This window comes from Paraburkholderia sp., from assembly GCF_036488505.1.
GTDB lineage: Bacteria > Pseudomonadota > Gammaproteobacteria > Burkholderiales > Burkholderiaceae > Paraburkholderia.
The window spans coordinates 1-1,775 of sequence record NZ_DASXHN010000433.1; the positions used below are offsets into that span (position 1 = coordinate 1).

Annotated in this window: 2 protein-coding genes; both read left to right on the forward strand. The window is 63.0% G+C overall.

Going from position 1 to position 1,775, the window contains the following annotated elements; translation table 11 throughout:
• The coding region (locus tag VGH68_RS24995) for a CysB family HTH-type transcriptional regulator (RefSeq protein ID WP_331606391.1) at positions 1 to 939 on the forward strand (939 nt) is incomplete at its 5' end.
• A gap of 74 nt (positions 940 to 1,013) precedes the next feature.
• Positions 1,014 to 1,775, forward strand: a 762-nt coding sequence (locus VGH68_RS25000; RefSeq protein ID WP_331606392.1) for an ABC transporter substrate-binding protein, incomplete at its 3' end; no start/stop codon positions are given.

Consider the following 1,775-nt stretch of genomic DNA (forward strand, 5'->3'; position numbering starts at 1 on the left):
AACCTGCACCAATTCCGCTTCGTCCGCGAGGCAGTGCGGCAGAATTTCAACCTCACCGAAGCCGCCAAGGCGCTGTTTACCAGCCAGCCGGGCGTCTCGAAGGCGATCATCGAGCTCGAGGACGAACTGGGCGTGGAAATCTTCACGCGCCACGGTAAGCGCGTGCGTTCGCTGACCGAGCCCGGCCGCATCATTCTGCAGTCGGTCGAGCGAATCCTGCAGGAAGTGGAGAGCCTCAAGCGCGTCGGCAAGGACTACGCGGCGCAGGACCAGGGCAACCTCGTGATCGCGGCGACCCACACTCAGGCGCGCTATTCGCTGCCGGCGGCGATCGCCGAATTCAAGAAGCGCTTTCCGAAGGTTCACCTTTCAATTCTGCAAGGAAGTCCGACCCAAGTTGCCGAGATGGTACTGCACGACCAGGCCGACGTCGCGATCGCGACCGAGGCGATTTCCAACTACAAGGATCTGGTGTCGCTGCCCTGCTTCCAGTGGCACCACGTCGCCGTGATGCAGCCGGACCATCCGCTGCTCGAGCGCAAGCTGCTGTCGCTCGACGACCTGACCCAGTACCCGCTGATCACGTACGACCAGGCGTTCGCCGGACGCACCAAGATCAACGAGGCATTCCGCCTGCGCGGGCTGCATCCCGACATCGTGCTGGAGGCGATCGACGCCGACGTAATCAAGACCTACGTCGAGCTCGGATTGGGCGTCGGCATCATGGCGGACATCGCATTCCAGGCCGAGCGCGACCGCCACCTGCGCGCGATGCCGGTCGGCCACCTGTTCGGCAGCAACGTGACGCGCGTCGCGCTGAAGCAGGGCGCCTATCTGCGCAGCTACGTGTACACGCTGGTTGAACTGCTGTCGCCGAGCCTGAATCGCAAGCTGATCGAACAGGCGCTCAAGGGCGAACACGAAAGTTACGAACTGTGATCCGCTCCCGGGGTCCGCGTGGATCCCTGCTTGAAGTTTTGCTTAAACCTGCCTCTCGCTACGGAGACCTTTTGATGACGTCACATAAGAATAAGCTTCGGAAAACACTGCGCGGCGTCACGGCCGCCGTCGGCGCGCTGCTCGTCGCGAGCGCCGCGCACGCCGATCTGAAAGTCGGCATCGATCTGTCGAACACCGGGCCGGCCGCCGTCATCGGCATCACCAGCAAGAATGCGATGCTGATGTGGCCGCCGACGATCGCCGGCCAGAAAGCCGACTACATCTTCCTCGACGATGCGTCCGACCCGGGCAACGCAGTGCGCAACATCCGCAAGCTCATCAACGAGGACCACGTCGACGTGATCGTTGGACCCAACATCACGCCGGCGGCGATGGCCGCGCTCGACCCGGTCGCCGAAAGCCAGACGCCGATGATCACGCTGATCGGCTCGGCGAGCGTCGTCGAACCGCAGGAAGGCAAGAAGGTGTGGGCCTACAAGATGGCGCAGACCGACAGCGCGATGGCCAACGTGATGACCCGCTATATGTCTAACTACAACGTGAAGACGGTGGGCTTCATCGGCTTCGCGGATGGCTACGGCGAAAGCTGGCTCAACGAATTCAGCAAGTTCGCGGCGCTGCGCCATATCCAGCTGGTCGCGACCGAGCGCTACAACCGCACCGATGCGAGCGTAACCGGCCAGATCCTCAAGCTGATGGCCGCGAAGCCCGATGCGATCCTGATCGCGGGCGCGGGCACGCCGACCGTGCTGCCGCAACGCACTTTGATCGAGCACGGCTACAAGGGACCGATCTATCAGACGCACGGCATCGCG